This is a genomic window from Bacillus sp. AY2-1, from assembly GCF_008368965.1.
GTDB lineage: Bacteria > Bacillota > Bacilli > Bacillales > Bacillaceae_G > Bacillus_A > Bacillus_A thuringiensis_S.
On record NZ_QPEL01000023.1, the window covers coordinates 46,485 to 52,926 of the forward strand.

Here is a 6,442-nt window from a genome sequence, read left to right on the forward strand (position 1 = left end):
AATTAATATAATTAATTGTTAATTTTATTATATTAAATGGATAGGAGAGAATATTATGGCAAATGTACTCGTAATAAATTTCCCTGGGGAAGGTCATATTAATCCGACTTTAGCTATTGTAAGTGAGTTAATTCAGCGAGGGGAAACAGTTGTTTCTTATTGTATTGAAGATTATAGAAAGAAGGTTGAAGCAACAGGTGCGGAATTCCGAGTGTTTGAGAATTTTCTCTCTCAAATTAATATTATGGAACGAGTAAATGAAGGTGGGAGCCCTTTGACGATGCTATCTCATATGATTGAAGCATCAGAGCGTATTGTTACTCAAATTGTAGAGGAAACAAAAGAGGAAAAATACGATTATTTAATATATGATAATCATTTTCCAGTAGGACGTATTATAGCGAATATTTTACAATTACCAAGCGTTTCATCTTGTACAACGTTTGCTGTTAATCAGTACATTAATTTTCATGATGGGCAAGAATCGAGACAAGTAGATGAAATGAATCCATTATATCAATCTTGTTTAGCGGGAATGGAAAGATGGAATAAGCAGTATGGAATGAAATGTAATAGTATGTATGATATTATGAACCATCCTGGTGATATTACGATTGTATATACTTCAAAAGAATATCAGCCGCGTTCAGATGTATTTGATGAATCGTATAAATTTGTAGGTCCATCAATTGCTACTCGAAAAGAAGTGGGGAGTTTTCCTACTGAAGATTTAAAAAATGAAAAAGTAATTTTCATTTCTATGGGAACAGTTTTTAATGAGCAACCTGCTCTGTATGAAAAGTGTTTTGAAGCGTTTAAAGATGTAGATGCGACAGTCGTATTAGTCGTTGGTAAGAAGATAAATATAAGTCAATTTGAAAATATCCCGAAAAACTTTAAGTTGTATAATTATGTCCCGCAATTAGAAGTTTTACAGCATGCTGATGTATTCGTGACACATGGTGGTATGAATAGTTCGAGTGAAGCGTTATATTACGGTGTTCCATTAGTTGTAATTCCGGTAACAGGAGATCAGCCATTCGTTGCAAAACGATTGACTGAAGTAGGGGCAGGCATAAGACTTAATCGTAACGAGTTAACTTCTGAATTGTTATGTGAGACTGTAAAGAAAGTAATGGATGATGTGACGTTTAAGGAAAATAATCGTAAAGTGGGAGAGTCGCTTAGAAATGCTGGTGGATATCAAAGGGCAGTTGAGGAAATACTTGAATTAAAAATGAAGCCGTACGTAAAGATTAAATAGATGTTAAAAACACACTTACTTTTAATTGGTAAGTGTGTTTCTAGTATTACGCGCTAAATGTGTTACATAAAAATAGCGATAAAGGTGAAACTTTTGTGTATATAAACTGATATCTTTGTCTTAGCAGAAAAATTACGTTAAAATAATACTAAGAAAATATATAAGCTTTGGGGGTAATGAATGAAGAAAGTATTTGAATACGTATTATTAACAATTGGCTCAATTATAGTAGCAGGTTCATTAGAGCTTATTTTAGCACCTAATGGATTAGTAGATGGCGGGGTAACGGCTATTGCTATTATGGCAAATAAAGTTGCAGGATTGCCGCTTTATGGCGTTTTCTTAGGAATTAATATCCCAATTTTATTATTTACTGCAAAAGTAATGGGAAAGAAATTTTTTATCCGTACATCTTATGCGAATGTAGTTACAACACTCGGATTAATTTATTTAAAACCATTTCCAGCAATTACGACTTCTGAGTTATTAATTGTACTTTATGGTGGAGTGCTGTTCGGAATTGGTGTTGGGATTGTTGTTAAAATGGGTGGAGCAATTGACGGTTCGGAAATGTTAGCAGTTTGGATGAATAAACACTTTAATGTACCAATTAGTACATTTTTACTTGCAGTAAATGCAGTTATTTTCATCTTTGTTGCAATTTTATTTTCAATCGAACAAGCGATGTTCTCATTAGCAATTTTCTATATTGTTACGAAGATGATTGATTTTATATTAGATGGTATTAATCAAGGTAAGAGCGTTATGATTATTTCTGGTAAGAATAAAGAAATAGGCGATTTACTTATGAAAGAATTGCAACTATCTGTTACGTATCTACATGGAGAAGGTGGTTTTTTAGGGGAGCATAAGAGAATCATTTATTGCATTACAAACCGATTCATTTATCCGAAAATGAAAGATCTCGTTCTCTCTGTAGATCCAACCGCTATAATTGAAGCTTCCTATTCAACAGAAACGACTGGTGTGAAACGTCCGGGAAGGAAAGCTAGGTCAGGTGAGTAACTAGAAGAAGGCTGTCCAAAAAGTTATTTTGGAACAACCTTCTTTTTTATTTTGTTGAATTGTTAGTATGTTACAAGTTAAACCCACTGTTAACAAGTTTCCTTGCAACTAGGGAACCAAGCGTCTTTCAATAATGTAGCCAACGTCTCAATTTTATTTTCCGGAATACTACCAAAACCGAGTAATACATATGATTCCTTGCGTAAATCATTCATGAAATCATATGGAGAAAGTGGGTATAATTTAACGCTTTGTTTTTTAGCGGATTCAATCAGTTCATTTTCATTCATACTGTTATGTACACATAATACAATATGAAGTCCGGACTGTTCGCCAAGAATTTGAACATTAGCCCCCATTTCTTTCATAATGGATTTTACTAACGCATGATGTTTTCTTTTATATAGTGTACGACTCCGATTAAGGTGACGTTCCCAATTCCCGCTTTGTATAAAGTTAGCAAAAGCAAGTTGTTGTATTGTAGCCACTGTTTGTTTAAAAATTCCATGCAGTTCTTGATATATTTTTAAAAGATGTGGTGGTAAAACAACATATCCCATTCGTAAAGAAGGTAAAAAAGATTTTGAGAAAGTCCCCATATAAATAACGCGTTCATTTGAATCAAGACTTTGTAAAGAAGGAATCGGCTTACCAGCGTAGCGAAACTCTCCGTCATAGTCATCTTCAATAATGTATCCATTGCAATCATTAGCCCACTTTAACAATTCTAATCTTCTAGGTAAAGGCATAATAATCCCAAGTGGAAATTGGTGTGATGGTGTAACGTATGCGACATTGGCATTTGTATTGTATAAGCTAGAAATATTAATCCCTTTTTCATCCAATGGTATGGGATGGATTTGTCTATCACAGCTTTTAATGATTGCGTGTATACGGTGAAATCCAGGGTTTTCAATGCCGTATTCTTTTGTAGGGCCAAGCAGTTGAAGTAGTAACCAGAGAAGTGGCTGCGTTCCGGCACCGATCACAATTTGATCAGGTGAAGAATGTACACCGCGAGAATGATATAAATATGTTGATATATGCTCTCGAAGAGCGAATTCACCTTGAGGGTCTTCTTTGGCAAATAGTGCATTTTCGTATGTAAGTATGGATTCTTGTAATGCCCGTTTCCAATTTGTAATCGGAAATTTATTTTGATCAATAAGCCCTTGGCTACAATCGTATTCGAATTTTTCGTCTATCAAATTGCTCGTCTTCTTTGCTGCATTTCGTTTTTTATTTGGGATAACGTCAATATCGAAATTTGCTACAAAAATACCACGTTTCGGTTTACTTTCTACATAACCTTCAGCTAATAATTGTTGATAAGCTGATTCAACAGTAATGCGGCTAATATTAAGTTGTGATGCTAAATTTCTGTGTGAGGGTAGACGTGTGCCAACAGAAATAGTCCTTTGTATAATTTCAGCTTTTATATATTCGTAAATTTGCAAGTAAATAGGTGTGTTACTTTGTAATTGCAATGGGATAGTAAAATCCATATAAAACTCTCCTTTAAAACTGACCTTATAAAAAATACTGAAACTGCCACTTAAGTAAAGGGCAGTCACTTTCTATAATAATGATATAACATTTAGAAAATTAAATAAATAGTTAAGGGAGAGTTAAAAATGAATGTTAAAGAAGTAGTAACAGAAGAGCAATTACATGAAGTATTACCTGTTTTACAGCAATTACGAACACAACTTTCAAAAGAGGAAACAGGCACTTTATTTCGAAATATGAAAGAAGAAAATTATAAACTATTCTCGCTGCGTAATGAAGATGATGAAGTTGTTAGCCTTGCAGGTGTAGCGATTTGTACGAACTTTTATAATAAGAAGCACGTTTTCGTATATGACCTTGTAACGGCAGACGCACATCGTTCAAAAGGACATGGAAATGTATTACTTTCGTATATAGAGAACTGGGGAAAGGAAAACGGATGTGAGTCTATCACCCTCACGTCAGCATTTTCAAGAATTGATGCTCATCGTTTTTATGAAAGAGAAGGGTATGATAAGGTGAGTTATTCTTTTCATAAAGAATTATAAATAATAAGAAGAAGCTGTCTCGAAAAGTTGGGAACAGCTTCTTATTATTATTTCTCAAGTTATTATTGAACCGTAAATAGGTTGTAAGTTATGGTATATGTATTTGAAAAGGTTATATAGTGTTATTGTATCGAATTGTTTTAAGTAATAATAAAGAGAATGATTGGAGCGCTTATACTTGAAAAAAATAAAGAAACTATCAATCCCTAATGATGCTAGAGTTATTGTCATATCGGATATTCATGGAGAATTAAATCTTTTAAAAGAAGCACTACATAAAGTTAACTTTAAAGATGAAGATTATTTAATTATTAATGGAGATCTTTGCGAGAAAGGACGAGATAGCGTAGGTGTAGTAAACTACGTTATGAATCTTGTAAAGAACAATTCAAAGGTTCACGTTGTTGAAGGGAATTGTGAAGTTTTAGTTGATGCTCTTCTAAATGAAAATCCTCGTCTTATTAATTATTTATGTACGAGGAAGCATTCAATTTTTAATGAATGGCTAGAGCAATTGGATTTTTCAGTTCATGAAGGTACTTCAATTCGTGAAGTGAAAGAAGCATTGCTAAGTGAATTTTCACAAGAACTATATTGGCTAACGGAGTTGCCAACAGCGATTGAAACAGAAGATTATATTTTTGTGCATGCAGGGCTAGAAGATAGAGTAGATTGGAAAGAAACAGAGCGCAAAAATGCGATAGCAATGCCGGAGTTTTTTTATAAATCACATAAAGCAAATAAGTATGTAATAGTTGGTCATTGGCCAGTCGTGAACTATTCTGAAGAAGCACCGTCTAACAATCCAGTTATTGATGAGGAGAAAAAAATTATTGCAATTGATGGAGGAAATGCAATTAAAGAAGCAGGACAATTAAATGCATTTATTATTCAGAGGAAACAAACGGGCGATACATTTTCTTATACATATGTAGACTATTTCCCACAGTATGAAGTAATAGCGGATTTTAATGCGAATTCAGAAATGCAGGGCGGAGTGACATATCCGTATTATTACATAGAGCCTATCGAGAAGATGCAAGATTACACCGTATGTAAGCAAAAGGAAACGAATAATTTGCTCACTGTAAAAAATGAATATATGAAACAACTTGAGTCAGGTGAATATACAGTGAAAACCGATATTTCTTGTGCGCAAATAAGCGTTAGGAAGGGAGATATCGTTTCTCTCATTGATGATAGCTGTTCAGGATATGATTTAATTAAAAAAGATGGCGTAGAGGGTTGGATAGAGAAAGGGATTTTGCTTGAGGTGAATAAAAAGGGAAATAATATATTGAGCTGAAATAGGAGGGGATAACCTCCTATTTTTTATTACCTATTTTACAATCACATATTTCAATTAACCTTTTAAATTAGTGGACTGCTTGCTGTCTTTAATAAGTAAATAAATCGTAGTCGGCAGAATGATAAGCGTCATTCCTAAAAGAATTGCTAGTATGCCATAACCACTATAGGGAGCAGAAACGATAAAAGGAAGTATCGCTAAAAAAATCCCTGCTATCATCATTGAAATACTACTAATATTTAAAGCTCTTTTTTCAAGGTGCTTATCATTCCATTCTAATGAAACGGTTGATTTAGTCGTATCAATTTTGGAACTGAAATAACCTATTAATATAAATAAAAGCCCTAATGCTAAAAATATGAAATGATCAAGAGGGAGTGAAAAGCCAAGAGCAATGAGGGCGATGACAATATCGACAAAAAATAAGAATAGTAATATTGTGTTGCCGATCCAATGGAGAAATTTCTGGTTACTCGCTGCTTTAGATAAAGCTAAAAATATAAAGAATAAGAAGGAACATATAATTATATTTACGATTACAAAAGTGCTTTTATCCATTGTTGATGTAGGCGTTCCATTGAAGTCCCATTTCGTAACAATATTTGATGGTAAGAAGAAATATAGAATAATATTTGTGGTAACAATAGTGAGAAATAAAGCAATACTAAATCGATTATTCACTGAATCACCAGCTTTCTAAATCAATAATTGGTATCTAATAACAAAATTATACAATATAATATATGATATTAGTTTTGAATTTTCTGAAAAAACATTATAATTATA

The 6,442-nt window shown here is 33.2% G+C and carries 6 protein-coding genes; 4 read left to right on the plus strand and 2 right to left on the minus strand.

Translation table 11 applies throughout. The features are described 5' to 3' along the window. Positions 1 to 55: 55 nt before the first annotated feature. Both DN403_RS06660 and DN403_RS06665 read left to right on the plus strand, forming a co-directional pair. The gene (locus tag DN403_RS06660) at positions 56 to 1,264 is read left to right on the plus strand and encodes a macrolide family glycosyltransferase (RefSeq protein WP_149185362.1); all 1,209 of its coding nucleotides are present in this window, start codon (positions 56 to 58) and stop codon (positions 1,262 to 1,264) included. Between the two features lie 180 nt (positions 1,265 to 1,444). Beyond that, positions 1,445 to 2,290 (plus strand): YitT family protein, encoded by an 846-nt coding sequence (locus DN403_RS06665; RefSeq protein WP_000755126.1) that lies wholly within the window; start codon positions 1,445 to 1,447, stop codon positions 2,288 to 2,290. A gap of 89 nt (positions 2,291 to 2,379) precedes the next feature. On the opposite strand, the gene pdxR is transcribed toward DN403_RS06665, so the two are convergent. After that, a complete protein-coding gene (gene pdxR, locus DN403_RS06670) occupies positions 2,380 to 3,795 on the minus strand; it encodes a MocR-like pyridoxine biosynthesis transcription factor PdxR (RefSeq protein ID WP_000348043.1) in 1,416 nt (471 codons plus the stop codon). A 129-nt stretch (positions 3,796 to 3,924) separates the two neighbouring features. Between pdxR and DN403_RS06675 the strand changes: the two genes are divergently transcribed. Both DN403_RS06675 and DN403_RS06680 read left to right on the plus strand, forming a co-directional pair. Beyond that, positions 3,925 to 4,347, plus strand: a complete 423-nt coding sequence (locus DN403_RS06675) for a GNAT family N-acetyltransferase (protein ID WP_001101124.1) — start codon at positions 3,925 to 3,927, stop codon at positions 4,345 to 4,347. 178 nt (positions 4,348 to 4,525) lie between these two features. Next, positions 4,526 to 5,653 (plus strand): metallophosphoesterase, encoded by a 1,128-nt coding sequence (locus DN403_RS06680; protein WP_000721389.1) that lies wholly within the window; start codon positions 4,526 to 4,528, stop codon positions 5,651 to 5,653. 57 nt (positions 5,654 to 5,710) lie between these two features. On the opposite strand, the gene DN403_RS06685 is transcribed toward DN403_RS06680, so the two are convergent. Continuing rightward, positions 5,711 to 6,337 (minus strand): DUF1648 domain-containing protein, encoded by a 627-nt coding sequence (locus DN403_RS06685; protein ID WP_001065176.1) that lies wholly within the window; start codon positions 6,335 to 6,337, stop codon positions 5,711 to 5,713. Positions 6,338 to 6,442: the final 105 nt, after the last annotated feature.

What these genes read in the sequence shown, in the direction of transcription:
- DN403_RS06660 (WP_149185362.1), top strand. Translation starts at nt 56, where the DNA reads ATGGCAAATGTACTCGTAATAAATTTCCCTGGGGAAGGTCATATTAAT.
- DN403_RS06665 (WP_000755126.1), top strand. Translation starts at nt 1,445, where the DNA reads ATGAAGAAAGTATTTGAATACGTATTATTAACAATTGGCTCAATTATA.
- pdxR (WP_000348043.1), bottom strand. Translation starts at nt 3,795, where the DNA reads ATGGATTTTACTATCCCATTGCAATTACAAAGTAACACACCTATTTAC.
- DN403_RS06675 (WP_001101124.1), top strand. Translation starts at nt 3,925, where the DNA reads ATGAATGTTAAAGAAGTAGTAACAGAAGAGCAATTACATGAAGTATTA.